The sequence below is a fragment of the Mesorhizobium sp. M4B.F.Ca.ET.058.02.1.1 genome (genome assembly GCF_003952505.1).
Lineage (GTDB): Bacteria > Pseudomonadota > Alphaproteobacteria > Rhizobiales > Rhizobiaceae > Mesorhizobium.
Map to the genome: position 1 here is coordinate 3,610,951 of NZ_CP034450.1, position 18,595 is coordinate 3,629,545.

19 protein-coding genes, 1 tRNA gene and 1 pseudogene are annotated in these 18,595 nt (G+C 65.2%); 12 read left to right on the plus strand and 9 right to left on the minus strand.

Translation table 11 applies throughout. The features are described 5' to 3' along the window. Positions 1–171: 171 nt before the first annotated feature. A pseudogene (locus tag EJ073_RS17660) lies at positions 172–400 on the plus strand (MucR family transcriptional regulator); the annotation flags it as partial. Positions 401–506: 106 nt separating this feature from the next. Here the strand turns inward: EJ073_RS17660 and EJ073_RS17665 are convergent. From EJ073_RS17665 to EJ073_RS17680, 4 genes are all read right to left on the minus strand, one after another. Further along, complete coding sequence (locus EJ073_RS17665) at positions 507–1,169, minus strand: DUF2161 family putative PD-(D/E)XK-type phosphodiesterase (protein WP_126056881.1); 663 nt, start codon at positions 1,167–1,169, stop codon at positions 507–509. A 143-nt stretch (positions 1,170–1,312) separates the two neighbouring features. Then, positions 1,313–1,648: a hypothetical protein gene (locus EJ073_RS17670; RefSeq protein WP_245455277.1), complete on the minus strand. Its 336-nt coding sequence runs from the start codon at positions 1,646–1,648 to the stop codon at positions 1,313–1,315. Positions 1,649–1,798: 150 nt separating this feature from the next. Continuing rightward, positions 1,799–1,874 (minus strand) — tRNA-Ala (locus tag EJ073_RS17675). 175 nt (positions 1,875–2,049) lie between these two features. Next, positions 2,050–2,442 (minus strand): TIGR02300 family protein, encoded by a 393-nt coding sequence (locus EJ073_RS17680; protein ID WP_126056882.1) that lies wholly within the window; start codon positions 2,440–2,442, stop codon positions 2,050–2,052. Between the two features lie 204 nt (positions 2,443–2,646). On the opposite strand from EJ073_RS17680, the gene aroA reads away from it, so the two are divergent. The 4 genes from aroA to rpsA all read left to right on the plus strand — a co-directional run bounded on the left by aroA (position 2,647) and on the right by rpsA (position 6,879). Continuing rightward, positions 2,647–4,005 (plus strand): 3-phosphoshikimate 1-carboxyvinyltransferase, encoded by a 1,359-nt coding sequence (gene aroA, locus EJ073_RS17685; protein ID WP_126056883.1) that lies wholly within the window; start codon positions 2,647–2,649, stop codon positions 4,003–4,005. Next, the gene (locus EJ073_RS17690; protein ID WP_126056884.1) at positions 4,005–4,331 is read left to right on the plus strand and encodes a hypothetical protein; all 327 of its coding nucleotides are present in this window, start codon (positions 4,005–4,007) and stop codon (positions 4,329–4,331) included. The genes aroA and EJ073_RS17690 overlap by 1 nt, the downstream gene beginning before the upstream one ends. Further along, positions 4,328–4,978, plus strand: coding sequence for a (d)CMP kinase (gene cmk, locus EJ073_RS17695; protein ID WP_126056885.1), 651 nt, complete (start codon positions 4,328–4,330; stop codon positions 4,976–4,978). The genes EJ073_RS17690 and cmk overlap by 4 nt, the downstream gene beginning before the upstream one ends. Positions 4,979–5,181: 203 nt before the next feature. After that, a complete protein-coding gene (rpsA, locus tag EJ073_RS17700; protein WP_126056886.1) occupies positions 5,182–6,879 on the plus strand; it encodes a 30S ribosomal protein S1 in 1,698 nt (565 codons plus the stop codon). A gap of 224 nt (positions 6,880–7,103) precedes the next feature. Here rpsA and EJ073_RS17705 read toward each other — a convergent pair whose 3' ends face one another. From EJ073_RS17705 to EJ073_RS17725, 5 genes are all read right to left on the minus strand, one after another. Continuing rightward, complete coding sequence (locus EJ073_RS17705; protein ID WP_126056887.1) at positions 7,104–7,811, minus strand: SDR family NAD(P)-dependent oxidoreductase; 708 nt, start codon at positions 7,809–7,811, stop codon at positions 7,104–7,106. Positions 7,812–7,916: 105 nt separating this feature from the next. Next, entirely contained in the window at positions 7,917–8,864 is a 948-nt protein-coding gene (locus EJ073_RS17710) for a capsular polysaccharide synthesis protein (RefSeq protein ID WP_126056888.1), read from the minus strand. A gap of 5 nt (positions 8,865–8,869) precedes the next feature. Continuing rightward, the gene (locus EJ073_RS17715) at positions 8,870–10,450 is read right to left on the minus strand and encodes a 5-guanidino-2-oxopentanoate decarboxylase (RefSeq protein ID WP_126056889.1); all 1,581 of its coding nucleotides are present in this window, start codon (positions 10,448–10,450) and stop codon (positions 8,870–8,872) included. Further along, positions 10,447–11,118, minus strand: a complete 672-nt coding sequence (locus EJ073_RS17720) for a TetR family transcriptional regulator C-terminal domain-containing protein (RefSeq protein ID WP_126056890.1) — start codon at positions 11,116–11,118, stop codon at positions 10,447–10,449. The genes EJ073_RS17715 and EJ073_RS17720 overlap by 4 nt, the downstream gene beginning before the upstream one ends. Next, complete coding sequence (locus EJ073_RS17725) at positions 11,088–11,960, minus strand: dimethylarginine dimethylaminohydrolase family protein (protein ID WP_126056891.1); 873 nt, start codon at positions 11,958–11,960, stop codon at positions 11,088–11,090. Before EJ073_RS17725 ends, EJ073_RS17720 begins: the two co-directional genes overlap by 31 nt. A gap of 208 nt (positions 11,961–12,168) precedes the next feature. Here EJ073_RS17725 and EJ073_RS17730 point away from each other — a divergent pair, with 208 nt between their 5' ends. From EJ073_RS17730 to EJ073_RS17760, 7 genes are all read left to right on the plus strand, one after another. After that, positions 12,169–12,987 (plus strand): ABC transporter ATP-binding protein, encoded by an 819-nt coding sequence (locus EJ073_RS17730; RefSeq protein WP_245455278.1) that lies wholly within the window; start codon positions 12,169–12,171, stop codon positions 12,985–12,987. A 57-nt stretch (positions 12,988–13,044) separates the two neighbouring features. Further along, positions 13,045–13,839, plus strand: a complete 795-nt coding sequence (locus tag EJ073_RS17735; protein ID WP_126056892.1) for a transporter substrate-binding domain-containing protein — start codon at positions 13,045–13,047, stop codon at positions 13,837–13,839. A 167-nt stretch (positions 13,840–14,006) separates the two neighbouring features. Further along, positions 14,007–14,717, plus strand: a complete 711-nt coding sequence (locus EJ073_RS17740; protein ID WP_245455279.1) for an ABC transporter permease — start codon at positions 14,007–14,009, stop codon at positions 14,715–14,717. After that, the gene (locus EJ073_RS17745; RefSeq protein ID WP_126056893.1) at positions 14,717–15,526 is read left to right on the plus strand and encodes an ABC transporter permease; all 810 of its coding nucleotides are present in this window, start codon (positions 14,717–14,719) and stop codon (positions 15,524–15,526) included. Before EJ073_RS17740 ends, EJ073_RS17745 begins: the two co-directional genes overlap by 1 nt. A gap of 111 nt (positions 15,527–15,637) precedes the next feature. Next, positions 15,638–16,642: an Ldh family oxidoreductase gene (locus tag EJ073_RS17750; RefSeq protein ID WP_126056894.1), complete on the plus strand. Its 1,005-nt coding sequence runs from the start codon at positions 15,638–15,640 to the stop codon at positions 16,640–16,642. 403 nt (positions 16,643–17,045) lie between these two features. Next, positions 17,046–17,498, plus strand: a complete 453-nt coding sequence (locus tag EJ073_RS17755; protein ID WP_126056895.1) for a DoxX family protein — start codon at positions 17,046–17,048, stop codon at positions 17,496–17,498. A gap of 120 nt (positions 17,499–17,618) precedes the next feature. After that, the gene (locus EJ073_RS17760; protein WP_126056896.1) at positions 17,619–18,593 is read left to right on the plus strand and encodes a complex I NDUFA9 subunit family protein; all 975 of its coding nucleotides are present in this window, start codon (positions 17,619–17,621) and stop codon (positions 18,591–18,593) included. Positions 18,594–18,595 lie beyond the last annotated feature (2 nt).

Here is an 18,595-nt window from a genome sequence, read left to right on the forward strand (position 1 = left end):
GAGCCTAAAGTGGTTCAATGGTCCAACCAATTCTGCACAGAGCGAAAGGCGAGTCAACAGCCCGAAACGAGACAGGGCCGAACGGCGCGCAGATGCGATATACGTTCAGAACGATCCTGGCCGGATATTCCCCGGCCCAATCGGTGGAACTCAACCCCGCGGTTCCCATGAAAGAAATCCGTGGCGCCCAACTTCATCATCTGCCTCGAGGACAGACGGCACTTCAAATTGCTGAAGCGGCATATCGCCGTGCATTACGGCCTCTCGCCCGATCAATATCGGGCGAAGTGGAACCCTGCCTTCCAACCATCCGATGGTGGCACCGAACTATTCCGCAAACCGTTCGAGGCTCGCCAAGTCCATGGGGCTGGGACGCAAGCCTAACGGCTCGGCGCAGTAGGTCGCCCTCGCGAGAAGCGTTCGACGCTCGAGGCGGGATCGCCGTGCCGAATCGGCGGTCCGGTCATGGACCGATCCTTGATTGGTCGGCCTCGCGCGAACGCTCCTCAGCCGGCCTCGACCATCGTTTGCGACTGCAGGGCGACGTGGCCGACCTCGGTAAGCGCGTAGATCCCGCGCTCCGTTCTGGCAAACCAGCCATAGTAATTGTGCAGCAATATGTTGGCCGCGCGCAGCGAAACGGCTTTCAGGTCACGCGGTCGCTTCGGGCCGTCGGCCATGGCGGCGGCGCAGGCCAGCGCCTCCTGCCGGTAGGCGGTCATAATCGGCGCGCGCGTGCTGCCTCCGGCCGTGGGGTCGCCGCGCCGGCGCCGATGCTCCTCCATCAGGCGCGAACGCCGCCGGGGATCACGCCTCGGGGGCACGGCGGCGGGACTGAGCAGCAACTCGACCTCACCCTTACTGCCAACCCCCAGCAGCCCGAAGCCGAGGCGGCGGCACAGCGCGCGGAAGCGGCGGTCGTGCTCGCGCCCCTTGCCGCGCGCCGACATGAGCGCGGCGAGCCAGACCTCGTCGCAGGCTGCCGCGCGGTCGACGGCCTGGAGCACGAGTTCCAGATTGAACTGCAGTTTCAGTTCGCAGATGACCACCACGGGCGGCTCGCCATCGCGCAGCCCGACCACGTCGCAGCCGCCGACTTCGCCCTTGACGGTAAAGTCCAGGCTCTCGAGAAACCGCTTCACCGGGACGTATAGGGACGTTTCCTGCATGCGAGAGGCATAGCCGATTCGGACCGGGCGCGGACAGCGCCGCCAAAGGGCGCGTCTCGACAGGCGGATTGGCAGCTGCAAAACCGGTCCGCGATGCTTGAGGCCCCTTCGACAGGCCGTCCAGCGCAGAGAGATTTGCTGAATTACTGCCTGGCGAACGCGCCCGTGTAGGTTTGGCCGGCAAGCGTATAGGTGGCGGCCAGCGTCCCGTCGGGCTGCATGATGAAGGTGGCGTCCGCGCCGTTCGGCAGGCGCGCAAGCTTCAATGTGTTGCCTGAAATCTTCCCGGCGCCATCGGCGACGCCCGGCTTGTTGTCGGCCAGAACTCCCCACGCATAGGTGACCGTCACCTGCCCGCGAGGAGCAATCGTGAGCACGGCCAGCTTGCCTTCATACATCCCGTCCAGCCGTCCGGCCCATATGCCGGAGAATGCGGCATATTTTGCCGGAACGCCCTTGTCGGGGGGCGTCGCCACCACGGATGGGTCCAGGACTGCCGAATCCTGAGCAGGAGGAACCGCGGCCAGGGCAGGTTGTGCAGGAGGTGGCGGTGGCGGCGATGCTTCAGGCGCCGATTGGCACGCGGCGAGCGTGAGCGACGCGAATCCAAGCATCAGGAAAAGACTGTTTGGTGGAGCCAATCGGAATCGAACCGACGACCTCTTGAATGCCATTCAAGCGCTCTCCCAACTGAGCTATGGCCCCACTCCCGGCAGTCAGCCGGCGCCGTTTCCGGCGAAGAGATCCGGCGCGGTTTTGAGGTCCGCGCCGTCAAGTGCAGGCGGCTTCTAACCCCGCCTTCGGTCAAGATCAAGCCTTCAACGACCGCTTTTTCGTCACAGGCCAACAAAGGCCGGCAAATGATCGCAGCGGGGCCCGATCAGACCTCGTCGTCGTCGTCGCCGACGCCGATCATGTCAGCAACGTCGTCGTCCTCTTCCTCTTCATCGGCAAGGAAGGTGTCGTCCTCATCGTCGCCGAGGTCCACATCGTCCTCGTCGTCTCCGAGATCGGGAAGATCGTCGCCGCCCTTGGCCTCGTCATCAGCCTCTTCGAGCGAGACGACCTCGGCGCCCTCTTCGTCCTCGGCGTCCACTTCCTTGTCGGCGACATCCTCGTCCTCCTCGAGAGCGGTGATCTTGCCTTCGTCGAAATAGGAGCGCGGATAGCTCTTGCCGGTGTAGGGCGAGACGATCGGGTCCTTGTTCAGGTCATAGAATTTCCGACCCGTTTCCGGGTCTATGCGTTTGGTGCCAAGTTCAGCTTTTGCCACAGCAAGCCTCGTAGATAGAAGAGTGGTCCCCTTAACGGCAGTTTACGGCGCTGTCAAAGCCAAAAGCCGGCTTCAGGCAGGCGTTGCAAAAGCCCGCAATCGAAGGCTTCTCGCAAGGGGATGACCATTTCCGTCCGCCGTGATACGAGACCGCCGCAACAAAAGAAAAGTGCCGGCGCGCCGGCGTTCCATCAAGGGAAAACCATGTCTCACGCTGCCGCTCCGAAACCGGCCACGGCCCGCAAATCTCCAGCCCTTTCCGGCGCCGCGCGGGTGCCGGGCGACAAGTCGATCTCGCACCGGTCCTTCATGTTCGGCGGTCTGGCCTCCGGCGAGACCCGCATCACCGGCCTGCTCGAAGGCGAGGACGTGATGCGCACGGGCGCCGCGATGAAGGCGATGGGCGCGCATATCGAGAAGCGCGGCGCCGAGTGGGTGATCCGCGGCACCGGCAACGGGGCGCTGCTCGAACCGGAAGGTCCGCTCGACTTCGGCAATGCCGGCACTGGCTCGCGGCTGACCATGGGTTTGGTCGGCACCTATGACATGGAAACGACCTTCATCGGCGATGCATCGCTATCCGGCCGGCCGATGGGCCGCGTGCTGGAGCCGCTGCGGCAGATGGGCGTGCAGGTGCTGAAGGCGACGCCTGGCGACCGCATGCCAATCACGCTGCGCGGCCCCAAGCACGCCGCCCCCATCACCTACCGGGTGCCGATGGCCTCGGCGCAGGTGAAGTCTGCGGTGCTGCTTGCGGGCTTGAACACGCCGGGCATCACCACGGTGATCGAGCCGGTGATGACGCGCGACCATACCGAAAAGATGCTGAAGGGCTTTGGCGCCAATCTGACGGTCGAAACCGACGAGCGCGGCGTACGCCACATCTTCATCGAGGGCCAGGGCAAGCTCAGCGGGCAGACGATCGCCGTTCCGGGCGATCCGTCCTCGGCCGGCTTCCCGCTGGTCGCGGCGCTCATCGTGCCGGGCTCGGACATCGTGATCGAGAACGTGCTGATGAACCCGACCCGCACCGGCCTGCTTTTGACGCTGCAGGAGATGGGCGGCCGGATCGACATCCTCAACCCGCGCAACGCCGGCGGCGAGGACGTCGCCGACCTGCGCGTGCGCTCATCCGAATTGAAGGGTGTCGTCGTCCCGCCGGAGCGGGCACCCTCGATGATCGACGAGTATCCGGTGCTGGCGGTTGCCGCGAGCTTCGCCGAGGGCGAGACGCTGATGCAGGGGCTGGAGGAATTGCGGGTCAAGGAATCCGACCGCCTGTCTGCCGTGGCCAACGGGCTGAGGCTCAACGGCGTCGACTGCACGGAGGGCGAAGCAACGCTTGCGGTACGCGGCAGGCCCGGCGGCAAGGGGCTGGGCAGACACCCCAACGGGCCGGACACGACGGTAAAGACGCATCTCGACCACCGCATCGCCATGAGTTTTCTGGTGATGGGCCTGGCGACCGAGAAGCCGGTGACCATCGACGACGCCAACATGATCGCGACGAGCTTTCCGGAATTCATGGGACTGATGAAGGGGCTGGGCGCGGAGATCGGGTGATGTTGCGGGACTGGCCGCTCTTGGCAGGCTGCATTGGAGCTGCGCTGGTCCCGTATCTGATCGAACGCCTCGCTTTCAAAGAGCGGTTTGGCATTTTCGCTCTTCTTTTCTGGCTTCTGGTTCTTCAGTTCCTGGCCATCTATTTGTCGGTCGGTCCTGCCAGGTTTCTCGAAGACAATGGATGGGTCTTTCTTGCGGGACTTCTCAAAGGGATCGGGGCCATGGCCTTCATGACAATCGGCGTCATACCGCTCATTGCACTGCCACTGTCGATCTCGATCGCCCTGGCGGTGCTGGCGTTCCGCCTGTTCAGGCAAGTCAGATGACCGACACCTTCACCATTGCCATCGACGGGCCTGCAGGCGCCGGCAAGGGCACGCTTGCGCGCCGGCTCGCCGACCACTACCGGCTGAACCTGCTCGACACCGGCCTCACCTATCGCGCGGTTGCCCACAAACTGCTTCAGCTTGGCCTGCCGCTCGACAACGTCTCGGCGGCCGAAACCGCGGCGCGGCAGGTGGACCTTTCGAAACTCGACCGCGCCGTGCTGTCGGCGCATGCGGTGGGCGAGGCGGCCTCGAAGGTTGCGGTCATTCCCACGGTGCGGCGCATCCTCGTCGAAAAGCAGCGCGACTTCGCCAAAACGCCGCCGGGCGCGGTGCTTGACGGGCGCGATATCGGCACCGTCGTGTGTCCCGACGCCGACATCAAGCTCTACGTGACGGCGAGCGCCGAGGTGCGGGCCAGGCGCCGGCTGGCGGAGATCGAGAGCATCGGCGGCAGCGCCGATTTCGCCACCATCCTGGCCGACATCGAGCGCCGCGACGAGCGCGACATGGGCCGGGCCGACTCGCCGCTCAAGCCGGCTGCCGACGCGCACTTGCTTGATACGTCTGAAATGGCTATAGAGGCCGCGTTTCTGGCGGCTATGGCGATCATCGACGACGTCCTGGCCAAGAGAAGCAGAGCCTGAGCCAGGTTTTTCCTCGTGTTTCCGTTGCCGGAGGCGAAGAAAATACCCATATCGGGCACAAACCAGCCTGCCAGCATTCTTCATGCGCCGGACTTGCCGCCAAATGCGGCCAAGGGCTTTTAGCCCGGAACGCCGGCAGGCTCACGCAACGCTAACCAACGGCGCCCACTCCGCGAAAGACGCGGAGTATTCCAGGAGAAACAATGTCAGCTGCTAATCCGTCTCGCGACGATTTCGCGAGCATGCTCGAAGAATCATTCACCGCCGGCCATTCCGGCGAGGGCCAGGTTGTCCGGGGCACGATCACCGCGATCGAAAAGGACATGGCCATCATCGATGTCGGCCTCAAGGTCGAAGGCCGCGTGCCGCTGAAGGAGTTCGGCGCCAAGGGCAAGGACTCCTCCCTCAAGGTCGGCGACACCGTCGAAGTCTATGTCGAGCGCATCGAGAACGCGCTTGGCGAAGCCATGCTGTCGCGCGAGAAGGCTCGCCGCGAGGAGAGCTGGGTGCGCCTCGAGGAGAAGTTCACCAAGGGTGAGCGCGTCGAAGGCGTCATCTTCAACCAGGTCAAGGGCGGCTTCACCGTCGACCTCGACGGCGCCGTGGCGTTCCTGCCGCGCAGCCAGGTCGATATCCGCCCGATCCGCGACGTCTCGCCGCTGATGCACAACCCGCAGCCCTTCGAGATCCTCAAGATGGATCGCCGCCGCGGCAACATCGTGGTGTCGCGCCGCACCGTGCTCGAGGAGAGCCGCGCCGAACAGCGTTCGGAAATCGTGCAGAACCTCGAAGAGGGCCAGGTGGTCGAGGGCGTGGTCAAGAACATCACCGACTACGGTGCGTTCGTCGACCTCGGCGGCATCGACGGCCTGCTGCATGTCACCGACATGGCATGGCGCCGCGTCAACCATCCGACCGAGATCCTCAACATCGGCCAGACGGTCAAGGTGCAGATCATCCGCATCAACCAGGAAACCCACCGCATCTCACTCGGCATGAAGCAGCTCGAGAGCGATCCGTGGTCGGAGATCGGCACCAAGTTCCCGATCGGCAAGAAGATCAAGGGCACCGTCACCAACATCACCGACTACGGCGCGTTCGTCGAGCTGGAGCCGGGCATCGAGGGCCTCATCCACGTTTCGGAAATGTCGTGGACGAAGAAGAACGTGCACCCCGGCAAGATCCTGTCGACGACCCAGGAAGTCGACGTGGTGGTGCTCGAGGTCGATCCGGCCAAGCGCCGCATCTCGCTCGGCCTCAAGCAGACGCTGGAGAACCCGTGGGAAGCCTTCGCGCGCACCCATCCGGTCGGCAGCCAGGTCGAGGGCGAGGTCAAGAACAAGACCGAGTTCGGCCTGTTCATCGGCCTGGAAGGCGACGTCGACGGCATGGTCCACCTCTCCGACCTCGACTGGACCCGTCCGGGCGAGCAGGTGATCGAGGAGTACAATCGCGGCGACGTGGTCAAGGCGCAGGTGCTCGACGTCGACATCGAGAAGGAGCGCATCTCGCTCGGCATCAAGCAGCTGGCGCGTGACACGGTCGGTGAAGCGGCGACTTCGGGCGAACTGCGCAAGAACGCCGTCGTCACCTGCGAGGTCATCGGCGTCAAGGACGGCGGGCTGGAAGTGCGGCTGGTCGACAGCGGCATCGAGACCTTCATCAAGCGCTCCGACCTTTCCCGCGACCGCGACGAGCAGCGCCCCGAGCGCTTCACCGTCGGCCAGAAGGTCGACGCCCGTGTCATCGCTTTCGACAAGAAGACCCGCAAGCTGCAGGTCTCGATCAAGGCGCTGGAAATCGCCGAGGAGAAGGAAGCGGTCGCCCAGTACGGCTCGACCGACTCCGGCGCCTCGCTGGGCGACATCCTGGGCGCGGCGCTGAAGAAGCAGGGCAACTAGAGCATTCCAGGAAAACCGCGCGGCGGTTTTCCGTCCGGAATTGCTTGAGCCTCTTCGCCCAACCTCAAAGAAAACCCCGCCGGAGCGATCCGGCGGGGTTTTTCTTTGGCGGGATGTCCAGAACGGTCCATCGTTTCATGGAAACGCCGACCCGCTCCGGCTTTGTTTTGGGCTATTGCGAACGGAAGACCGTTTCACACTTTTCCTGGAATTGCTCCGGAAAATCAGGCCCGACCGTAGAGCGGCACCAGCGTGCCGCTCATCGCCAGATTGGCGGGCGAGGCGAGATAGGCGATAGCCTCGGCGGCGGCTTCGAGGCTCACCCATTTGGTGAAGTCGGCGTCCGGCATGTCGGTCCGGTTGGCCGGCGTGTCGAGCGTCGAAGGCGCCACCGCGTTGACCAGTATGCCCTTGTGCTTCAGCTCCTCGGCCATCGCCACCGTCATCGCCGCGACCGCCGCCTTGCTGGCGGCATAAGCGACCATGCCAGAACCGCGCCTTGGATCGAGCCCGGCGCGCGCCGTGACGTTGACGATGCGCCCCGCCGTGCCCGAAGTCAGCATCGAGCGGATCGCGGCACGGCAACAGAGAAACGTCGTGCGGGCGTTGGTGTCCATCATCTCGGCGAAGGAGGCCGATTCGATCTTCTCCACCGGCGCCATGGCAAAGCCGCCGGCGAGGTGGATCGACCCCCAGAGGTCGGGAAGCTGGTGGTAGAAGGCCTCGACCTTGGCGGAATCCGACAGGTCGACATTGTGCGCCAGCCTGACGCGGTCATGGGCGGCAAAGGGAAAGTGCGGAGGCGCCGCGGCATGGGCATTGGGGACATGGCAGATCGCGCCCTGATCCAAGAGCTTGCCGACAACCGCGCCACCCAGCGCCCCCGTGCCGCCGGTCACCACGATATGCCTGCCGTCCAGTGTTTCCGTCATATTCGACTGCTCCAGTCCATTTCACGCTTGCGCCACGCCGGCGCCGAACCTCGCGCCTTTCGCGCCGTCACTCAACTGAAATTTCGTTGACGCTAATTCACCGTTTCAGTTCGCCGGCCAACCGTCGAGGATCGCATCCCAGAGCAGGCGATCGCCCGTCGCCGGACGCTCGGCCTTGTGCGTCAGCTTGTGCAGCCAGAAACGATCATGGACCGCGCGATGCGCTGCCTCGTCGAGCGGCTCGAAAAGCAGCCATTGCAGCTCGTGCGGCCGGTCGGCGCCGACCTGCGGCCTGGCTAGGAACTCGCGCCGAAGCCGCCGATGCAAGAGAAGCGCTGCCTCGAAATGGTAGGGGAACATGAAGTAGTCATGAAGCCCGTCATGGGCCTTCCAGTAGTCGGCGAGGCCGCAAAGAACGGTCTCGACCAGCGGGTGGCCCTTGCGGGCATGAATGAACCAGGTTTCCACGAGCCGGGGATGGCGACCGGTCTCGCGCAGAATGTAGAAATCCTCGCCTTCGATCTCCGGCGGCACGGGCTGCCGCAGCAGGATCGTGGCATCGAGCCATGTCCCGCCGTGCCGGGCCAGCAGGTCCAGCCGGACGAAGTTGGAAAAATGCTGGCTGCTCATCAGCCCGCGCCGGCGCTTGTCCCAGACATGGCCGGGAAGGTCGGTATGATCCTCGACGGTCCTGTCGTCGAGGACGATGAGTTCGCGTTCGCCCCTGTGGCGGGCCACTGAGCGCAGGCACGCCCTGACCACCGGCGGCGCCGCGTCGGCGCCTTGCGCCCAATATTGCCAGATCGGACCAAGGTCGCCAGGCGTGCTGGCGGAGCACCACCGCGAATGATCGACGGCGATGTGCCGCACCCGATGCAGCCTCTTGCGGGACCAGGTCATGCACAGCTTGGCGGCGCGTTTGCGCAGCGGCCAGGGCAAGATCGGCGAGGACGCCGCCCGGCGCAGCGGCGCAAGATAAGGGAACCTGAGCGGATCACGGAACGGCGCTGCTTCGCTGAAGAACGAGCCCGCCGCGCCATCGTCTGTTGCCACGGTGCTCAATCCACCGTGATTTCGATGACCCGCGGCTTGCCCGCCGCCCGGGCGCGCTTCAGCACATCCGCCAGGCCGTCGGCGCAGGCAAGCCGCTCGGCAGCGATGCCATAGGCCTCGGCCAGCTTGCAGAAATCCGGCGGCGCCGGCGAGACGCCGACCGGCTCGACGCCGACATCGAGCATCGAGGTCTCGATTTCGCGATAGCCGCGATTGTTCCAGACGACGAAGATGACCGGGGCATCGGCATCGAGCGCGGCACCCAGCTCCGGCAGAGTGAACTGGAAGCCGCCATCGCCGGTCAGGCAGACGACCGGCGCCTCCGGCACGGCAAGGGCCGCGCCGATCGCCGCGGGCGGACCGTAGCCCAGCGCGCCGAAGCCGGTCGCGGCGTTGAACCAGCCGCCGGGTCGATCGTGGTCGTAGTAGAGGTTGGCGGCATAGACCGGCTGCGTCGAGTCGCCGACGATGATGGCGCCGGGCAGCGCATCGCGGATCGCCTCCACGGCGCGCATCTGCGCCACATAGTCCGGCCTCAGCTCGGCGAACGCGGCCTCTCGTGCCGCGGCCGCCCAGGCATTGCCGTCTTGCGCGGCGACGGGATCTGAGCCGAGCTCCGCCAGCAGGGCACCAAGCGCCTCAGCGCAATCGGCCCGGATACCGACCGTCACCGGACGGCGCGCGAGCTGGTCGGCGCCGATGTCGATGCGGATCAGATTGGCGGGCAGGACAAAGCCGCCATCGCCATAGCCGTCATAGTCGGTCGCGCCGAATTCGGTGCCGGCGGCGATGACAAGATCGGCCTCCGCCATCAGCGCGCGCACCGCCTTCAGGCTGGGGCTGGCCGGCACGCAGAGCGGATGGCCATGCAGCAGGCCGCGCGCGTTGGTCGTTTCGACGACCGGCGCGCCGAGCCTCTCGGCCAGAAGCCGCAAGGGCGCCTCGGCCCATTTTGCGCCGCCGCCGGCCAGGATCAGCGGGCGGCTCGCGGTCTTGCAAAGACTTGCTGCCTGCGCGATTGCGGCAGCGTCGGGAGCCGGCGGCGCCGCATTGCTCAATGAGGCGACAATGCCGTCGGCCGGCTTGACCATGACATCGGTCGGGATCTCGACATGGACCGGGCCGGGACGCGACGACGCGAGCAGCGCGAAGGCACGGGCCAGCACGCCGGGCAGCTCCTTGGCCTCGGTAATGCGCTCAGAAGACAGCGCCACCTTCTCCATCATGCCGCGCTGGTCGGGCAGTTCGTGCAGGAAGCCGAAGCCCTTGCCAAGCGTGTCGGTAGCATTGACGCCCGAGATAACCAGCATCGGAACCGAATCGGCGCGCGCCTGACCCATGGCGGTGATGGTGTTGGTGAGCCCCGGACCGGTGATGACGAAGGCGACGCCAGGCCTGCCGCTGGCGCGGGCATAGCCGTCGGCCATGAAGCCGGCGCCCTGCTCATGGCGCGGCGTGATATGGCGGATGCTCGAACGCGCCAGGCCGCGATAGAGCTCGACCGTGTGGACGCCGGGGATGCCGAAAACGGTGTCGACGCCATGCGCCTCGAGCAGGGTGATGAGGGCCTCGCCGATGGTGGTCATCGTTCTCCTCTTTCTGGCGCAAGGCCGAGTTCGGCCTCGACAGCCTTGATGCCAATCGCTGCCAATTCGCCGGGCTCGAACATATCGCCCGCCAGACAGCCTTCGATCCAGAGCCCGTCGATGATCGCGTTGATCGCGATGGCATGGTGGCGCAGTTGGCTTGCGTCCGGTTTGCGCTGTTCTGCAGCGAGCACCTCGGCCACAACCGCTTCCACCTCGTTGCGAAAGCCAAGATAGCCTTCGCGGTGGGCATGGGCCAAGGTCGGATCCGCATTGGCGCGGCCGATGAAGGTTGCCCAAAGCGAAAACACCCGCGCGTCGACGATCGGCGTGTTGAGGTTGGCGGTGACGAAAGCCGCAAGACGTTGGCGCGGAGAGGCATCTTCCATGACCAATGCTGCTTTGGCCTGCTCGGTCATGCGGCCGACCAGCGCCGCATATGCCTCCTGCAGCAATTCTTCCTTGCCGGGGAAATAATGCCGGATCAGCCCGGCGGTGACGCCGGCACGCAAGGCGATGGCGCGCAAGGTGGCACCTTGCAGACCATGTTCCGCCACGCTATCCAGAGTCGCTTCGATCAGATCCTGCCGCCGCCGGTCCTCGCCCTCGCGACGGAACTTGCGGCGGGATGGCGCATTCATCGGCGCAGGATCGGCCGCGTCAGGCATGTCGGCCCACCTTCGCAGGCGATGCAAAGCGCATCCGCCTCGAAGATTTCAACCGTGCAGCCGGCGGCTTCCATCGCGGCTTTGGTCTTGGGAAAGCCTGCAACGGCGATGACTTTGAGCGGGCTGGTCGGCAGTACGTTTAGGCTGAGGCCGTTGGAAGCGGCGAACTCTCCGGCGTCGCCTTCGACCAGCCGGATGCCTCGCGCCTTCAGCATCTGATAGAACGGGGCCGGCAAGAGCGGGGAATAGACCAGTGCGAGGTCGTCGGCCAGCGGGCTGATCACCGACATCAGATGCAGGCACGCCTCTTCGCCCTGCCACAGCGGCAGGTCAAAACCGTAGACGGAAATGCCCAGCGGCGTCAGCAGGTTTGAAACCTGCTGGATGCCTTCCTGATTGGAGCGGACACCGCGCCCGATCGCCAGCGTGCGGCCATCAACCCATACACAGTCACCGCCTTCGACCTGGCCAGGAGCCTCGACGCGGCCCAGGATCGGAATGCCCAGTCTTCTGTAGGTCTCTTCATGCAGCGAGGGCTCGCTGGCGCGCAATGGCTTGCCCATGTACAGGATCAGCGCGCCGCGGTCGGTCATCAGCGATGGGTCGTGCGTGAACACCGAATCCGACAGGCCGTCGTCCGTGTCCTCTATCCATTCGATTTCGGCGCCGGAAGCCGCCACCAGTTCAGCAAGGGCCACGTGCTGCGAGGCTGCTTTCGCCGGGTTGAAGCCGGGGCCATAGTGCCAGGCAGCCCTGTCGGCGTCGCGCATGGCGTTGGCTGCCGACCGCATCAGCACGCGCCGTAGCGGCGCCGCCATGGACTGTGATCCGAAAGCGCTCATCAATGCCCTTTTAAGATGAAAAAAGCCGAGAAAATTTCATGGAGGGCTATTTATACACTTGCGCAACAAGGCCGCAAGTGCCGTAATGAGCGGGATTGACGGGCTCGCGCTGTCGGGTCCATGCTGAAGTCTGGAGCGGGACAGTGCAGCGTATGTTGATTAGCCGGATGGACGTTCGACGACCTGCCATCGCCCCTGCAGAGGCCACATGGTGAGCGCGGTGGAAGCTGCCGCAGTGCGATCCGGCGAGGCGCAGAGCGGCGCCGCCGAAGCCATTCATGTCGAGAACCTGCACAAGAAATTCGGCGAACTGCACGTGCTGAAGGGTGTGTCGCTGTCGGCGCGCGACGGCGAGGTGATCGCCATCATCGGCGGATCGGGCTCCGGCAAGTCGACGCTCTTGCGCTGCATCAACTGCCTGGAAAACCCGACCAGCGGCATCATCCGCGTCAACGGCGAGGAGATCAAGCTGAAGGCCGACAGCCACGGCCACACGGTTCCCGCCGACCGCAAGCAGATCGAGCGCATCCGCTCCAGGCTGGGCATGGTGTTCCAGAACTTCAACCTGTGGAGCCACATGACGCTGATCGAGAACGTCATCGAGGTTCCGGTGCATGTGCTGGGCGTCAGGCGCGAGGAGGCGGTCGCCCAGGCCGAGAAGCTGCTGGCGCGTGTGGGCCTCGCCGAGAAGCGCGACGTCTATCCGGCCTATCTGTCCGGCGGCCAGCAGCAGCGCGCGGCGATCGCCCGGGCGCTGGCGATCAATCCGCGCGTCATGCTGTTCGACGAGCCGACCTCGGCGCTCGATCCGGAACTGGTCGGCGAGGTGCTGAAGGTGATCGGCGACCTGGCGCGCGAGGGACGGACAATGGTTCTGGTCACGCATGAAATGAAGTTTGCCCGCGAGGTCGCGACGCATGTCGTATACCTCTGCAACGGGCTGGTCGAGGAGGAAGGACCGCCGGAACAGCTGTTCGGCGCGCCCAAATCCGAAAGGCTCAAGCAATTCCTCCGCAACGTCGGCTAGGGGCCGGTGTCAAGCGGAGCGAAAAACCGGGAACAACAACAAACTGGGAGTTCTGAAATGAAGACTGTTCTCAAGACCTTCGCCGCGGCGCTGCTGTTCGGCGTTGCCGCGATGGGTGCGGCCAAGGCGGATCAGGTCAAGATCGGCGTCGCCGCCGAGCCTTATCCGCCGTTCGCCTCGCCGGATGCTTCCGGCAAGTGGGTCGGCTGGGAGGTCGACTTCATCGACGCCGTCTGCGCCGAGGAGAAGCTCGACTGCGTCATCACGCCCGTCGCCTGGGACGGCATCATTCCAGCGCTGACCACCAAGAAGATCGACCTCATCGTCGCCTCGATGTCGATCACCGAGGAACGCAAGAAGACGATCGACTTCTCCGACAAGTACTACAACACGCCGACCGCGATCATCGGCCCGAAGGACCAGAAATTCGGGGCCACGCCGGACGATCTCAAGGGCAAGGTGGTCGGCGTACAGGTGTCGACGGTGCATGCCGTCTACGCCAAGAAGCACTTCACCGGAGCGGCCGAGGTCAAGGAATACCAGACCCAGGACGAAGCCAACCAGGATCTCGCCGCCGGCCGCGTCGATGCGGTGCAGGCCGACTCCATCGCGCTGGGCGAATTCCTCAAGACGGATCAGGGCAAGGCCTGCTGCGACCTGAAGGGCATGGTGGCTCAGGATGACGAAGTGCTCGGGCCGGGCGTTGGCGCCGGCGTGCGCAAGGAAGACACCGACCTGAAAGACAAGATCAACGCCGGCATCAAGGCGATCCGCGCCAACGGCAAGTATGACGAGATCTCGAAAAAGTACTTCGATTTCGACATCTACGGCGGCACCCCGCAGTCGAACTGACGCATCCCGCATGAGCGAATGACCTCACGGCCCGCCTGCCGGGCCGTGAGGTTCCGCCGAACCTGCCATGATGCTTAGCGCCGGCGTGGACCGCCAGCGGTCATGGCTCCAGCAATCCGGGGGCGAAGCTGATCGACGCATTTCTTCCGGCCTCGGCGGCCGGCATCATGGAGCTGCTCTCGCCCACACCGCCGGGCTGGGGCGGAACCCTGCTGGTCGGCTTGCTGCATTCGATCGAGATCGCCCTCGGCGCCACATGCCTCGGGCTTCTGATCGGCACCGGCGGGGCCTATGGCAAGCTCTATGGCGGTCCGGTGGTGCGCGACCTGCTGGCGGTCTACACCACCGTGGTGCGCGCCGTGCCGGAGCTGGTGCTGATCCTGCTGCTCTATTACGCCGGGACCGACCTGATCAACCAGCTGCTGACCGCGATGGGCTACCAGCACGTCGACATCAGCGGGCTGGCGGCCGGCATTTTCGTGCTCGGCTTCGTGCAGGGAGCCTATTCGACCGAGGTCATCCGCGGCGCCATCCTATCCATCCCGCAGGGGCAGATCGAAGCTGCCCGCGCCTATGGCATGCCGCCAAGCCTGCTGCTCAGACGCATCACCTTGCCGGCGATGCTGCCTTTCGCCATTCCCGGCCTTGCCAATCTCTGGCTGATCGCCACCAAGGACACCGCGCTGCTGGCCGTCGTCGGCTTCTTCGAACTGACCCTTGCCACGCGGCAGGCCGCCGGCGTCACCAAGGCCTATCTGACTTTCTACGTCGCGGCGGGCGCGCTCTACCTTTTGCTGTCGCTGTTCTCCAACCTGATCATCGGCCGCGTCGAGGTGTGGTCGCGGCGCGGCATGCCTTCGGTCAAGGAGGCGCGCTGATGGCCAACGAAGCCGTCGTCGTCAACGCCGTCGCGCGCGCCTCGCTGTGGCTGCAGCCGCATCGCATTGTGCTGATCCTGATCGCGCTGGGGCTGGTCCTCGGCGCCGCCTTCTTCATGCGCTGGGACTGGCTGCCGCAATATTGGGAAATGGGTCTCATGGGCATCTGGCGGGCGCTGTGGATCCTGGCCGTCACCTGCTCGCTGGGCTTCCTGCTCGCGGTGCCGCTCGGGCTGGCGCAGGCCGGTGGCCCGTTCTGGTTCGCCATGCCGGCCAAGGTCTTCTGCACCATCATCCGGGGGACGCCGCTGCTCCTGCAGCTCTGGCTGCTCTATTACGGCTTGGGTTCGCTGTTTCCGCAATATCCATGGATCCGCGACTCCTGGATGTGGCCATATCTCAGGCAGGCCTGGCCCTATGGCGTGCTGGCGCTGACCCTGTCCTTCGCCGGCTACGAGGGCGAGGTGATGCGCGGCGCCTTCGCCGGCGTGCCGAAGGGGCAACTGGAAGCGGCACGCGCTTTCGGCATGAGCCGCTGGAAGATCTTCCGCCGCATCTGGCTGCCGCAGGCCTTCTACCGGGCGCTACCGACGCTGACCGGCGAAACGGTGCTGCAGCTGAAGTCGACGCCGCTGGTGGCAACGATCAGCGTCATCGACATCTTCGCCGTATCGTCAAAGGTACGGCAGGACACCTACCTCACCTACGAACCCTTGCTGCTGCTGGCGTTGATCTATATGGCCATCACCGGCATCCTCGTCTTCGCCTTCAGCCGAATCGAGGCGCGGATCCCGGTCAAGATCGGTTAGAAGTGAGTAGCGAATAGCGAGTAGCGAATAGGACACGAGGCGGCCAACAGCCCACCATTCCCATTCGCTATTCCCTACTCGCTACTCGCTGCTCACTAGGAACCCATCACCATGCAACTCAGTCTCGATCAGGCAACAGGGCTGTGCCGGATGGCGGCGCTTGGCGCCGGCGCCAACGAGGAAAACGCACAGTCGCTCGCCGCTTCCATCGTCGCGGCCGAGGCGGAAGGGCTCACCAGCGTCGGGCTGACGCATTTCATCGACTATCTGGAGGCGATCGAAGCCGGCCGCATCGACGGCAATGCCGATCCGGTCATCACCAGGCCGGCGCTCGCCGTCTATCTGTCCGACGCGCGCGGCGGCCTCGCCCATACCGGCTTCGACCGCACGATCGAGGATCTCGCCAAGGCGGCAAAACTCTTTGGCGTCGCCATCTTCTCGCAGAGGAACGCCTATACTTGCGGCGCGCTCGGCTATTTCACCGGGCGGCTGGCGGCGCAGGGGCTGGTGTCCTTCGCCGCCACCAACGGGCCGGCGGTGCTGGCCGGCTCCGGCTCGGTCAAGCCGGTCTACTGCACCAATCCGATGTCGTTTGCCGCGCCCGCCGCCGACGGGTCGCCGCTGGTCATCGACCAGTCGTCCAGCGCCACCGCCTTCGTCAACATCCGCAGGGCGGCCGAGGACGGCAGGAAAATTCCCGAGGGCTGGGCGCTGGACGCCAGCGGCAATCCGACCACCGACCCGGCGGCTGCCATGAAAGGCGCCATGCTCGCCTTTGGCGGCCAGCGCGGCGCCAACATCGCGCTGATGGTCGAGGTGCTGGCGGCGGGCCTTTCCGGTGCCAACTGGTCGCTTGACGCGCCCTGGTTCACCGGCGGCCCGGACAGCCCGGGAACCGGGCTTTTCGTGCTCGCCGTCGAGCCCAAGCTGCTCGACCCCGATTTCGGGCAGCGCATGCGTGACCAGCTCGACCGCCTGCGCCGCCGCTATGGCGTGCATGTGCCGGGACGTGCTCGGGCCGAGGCGGCGGAGAAGGCCGTGGCGCGCGGCATCACCGCGCCCAAGGCGGTGATCCAGCGCATCTCCGAATTCGCCGAGCGCTATTCCTCCCGCTGACTTCGCGGCCCGAGCCCCGCGGTCTACCTGAGCCCGGCATTTAGGCGCGGCTTTTCGCACCCGACTGAACCTTTTTGCTCGTCGCGGCGACCCATCTCCAGCATCTCACACCGCGAGCCGCAGGGGTGGCTTTGTCGCGGCTTGCGGTTGGCGGCGCCGTGCCGGGCGTTCAGGGCTGGGGCGGGCGTGCTTGTTCACGCCGAACTTGATGCCGTCTCAGGTCAGGCCGTCTCGTCAGACCCTGTTTCGGTGCGCGCGACGCCCGGAAAACCCCGCTTCGGCGGGGTTTTCTGCGTTTCACGCCTGACGCGATAAAACATTCTTCTTTTGGTCAACTTTTGTTTATTTGACTGCATTCCCGCAATCGGGCGTTTGCGGGATCGTCGCAACAAAGGAGACCTTGATGTCCGCGAGTACCGATATGTCGAGCAAGAGACTTTTCATCCCGGCCCTCGGTGGCTTCTACGCGGCCTTGAACAACACGGCTGAAACCGTCCTGCGCGCAGTAGCGGGCATCTTCCTCGCCATCCACGGCTCGCAGAAGATTACGGACCCGTTCGGCGCCACCGAGATGGTCGAAGGGCTCGGCTTCTATCCGGGCGCCTTCTGGTCGCCGCTGCTTGCCTGCACCGAATTCTTCGGCGGCATCCTGATCGCCATCGGCCTGTTGACCCGTCCGGCCGCGTTTGCCGGCCTCATCGTGCTCCTGGTCACGGTGTGGTTCCACTGGATGAGCATGGGTCAGGGTTTCTCCGGCGCGGAAAAGTCACTCATCTGGGCGGCGATCCTGCTCTTCTTCGTCATCCGCGGCGGCAACAGCCAATCGGTCGACGCCCGGATCGGCAGGGCGTTCTGACGAGGGCAGAAACAAGCCTCGTGATTGGTTCCGCATGCCCTTTGCCTTTGGCGCGAAACCGACTATGAAACGGCTTCAGCCAAGAGCCAGTGCCACTTGGAAAGCGCGCCGGAGCCAGCCATGACCGAAATCCTGCAGATCCCAAAGCTCGTCGTCGTCTTCGGCGGCTCCGGCTTTGTCGGCCGTCATGTCGTGCGGGCGCTGGCCAAGCGCGGCTACCGCATCCGGGTCGCCTGCCGCCGCCCCGATCTTGCCGGCCATCTGCAGCCGCTCGGCAATGTCGGCCAGATCCAGCCGGTACAGGCCAATGTGCGCGTGCGCTGGTCGATCGACCGCGCCGTGCAGGAAGCCGACCATGTCGTCAACCTGGTCGCCATACTGCATGAGAGCGGGCGGCAGAAGTTCGGCGCCGTGCACGACTTCGGCGCCCGCGCCGTGGCCGAGGCTGCGCGCTCGGTCGGCGCCGGCCTCACCCACATCTCGGCGCTGGGCGCCGATCTCAATTCGCAGTCGGTCTACGCGCGCACCAAGGCGCTCGGCGAGAAGGCCGTGCTGGAGACGATCAGCGACGCCGTGATCTTCCGGCCCTCGATCAATTTCGGCCCGGACGACGGCTTCTTCAACCGCTTCGCCAACATGGCGCGCCTTTCGCCGGTGCTGCCACTGCTCGGCGGCGGCCAGACCAAGTTCCAGCCGGTCTATGTCGGCGACGTCGCCGAAGCCATCGCGCGCTCGGTCGACGGCAAGGTCGAAGGCGGCCGCATCTACGAGCTCGGCGGGCCGCAGGTGCTCACCTTCAAGGAATGCATGGAAGAACTGCTCACCGTGATCGACCGCAAGCGGATCCTGGTGCCGGTGCCGTGGTGGGTGGCGAACCTGCAAGCCTCGATCCTCGGCCTGCTGCCCAACCCGCTGCTGACCAAGGACCAGGTGCTGCAGCTGCGCGCGCACAACATTGTGTCCGACCAGGCCGCCCGGGAAAGCCGGACGCTTGCCGGCCTTGGCCTGCAGCCGCAGTCGATCGGAACCATATTGCCGAGCTATCTCTGGCGCTTCCGCGCCGCCGGCCAGTTCCAGCGCAAACCCGCGGCCTGACC